Genomic DNA, 485 nt, shown 5'->3' with positions numbered 1-485 from the left:
GGGTAAGTCGCGCCTTCATGGCCACAATCATGATCGGGATGGCGATGACGACATGCGAGATGACGATGGTCACAGTTGAAAGCTGCACCCCAGCCTGGGCGAAGAGGACCAGCAGCGACACGCCGACGAACAGGCCGGGCAGCGCGATCGGCGTGACCGTCACTGCCTCGATCAGGTTGCGGCCGAAGCGACCGGAACGCAGCCAAGCCAAAGAAGCCGTCGCGCCGAGCAGCAGGGTGATGACAGCGGTCAGCAGCGCGATGCCAAGGCTTTTCAGCACCGCGGCGCTCAGTTGCGGATTGCCCAGCAATTCCTCGTACCAGCGCAGGCTGAAGCCGGCGAACGGAAAGGAAAGCGACGGCGAATCGTGGAAGCTGAACAGCACGATGATGACGAGCGGCGCCAGCAAGAAGGCTAGGATGGTCCACACGACGAGCTTGATCAGCATTTAAGCCTCCGCGGAGGCGGTTGGTCGCCGGCCTGTC

The 485-nt window shown here is 62.7% G+C and carries 1 pseudogene; it reads right to left on the bottom strand.

Going from position 1 to position 485, the window contains the following annotated elements:
* A pseudogene (locus EN780_RS37505) lies at window positions 1-448 on the bottom strand (ABC transporter permease); the annotation flags it as partial.
* Window positions 449-485: the final 37 nt, after the last annotated feature.

This window comes from Mesorhizobium sp. M4B.F.Ca.ET.089.01.1.1 (genome assembly GCF_004022605.1).
Lineage (GTDB): Bacteria > Pseudomonadota > Alphaproteobacteria > Rhizobiales > Rhizobiaceae > Mesorhizobium > Mesorhizobium abyssinicae.
Note: the sequence above shows the minus strand (reverse complement) of the source record. Positions and strands in the feature narration are given on the sequence as shown.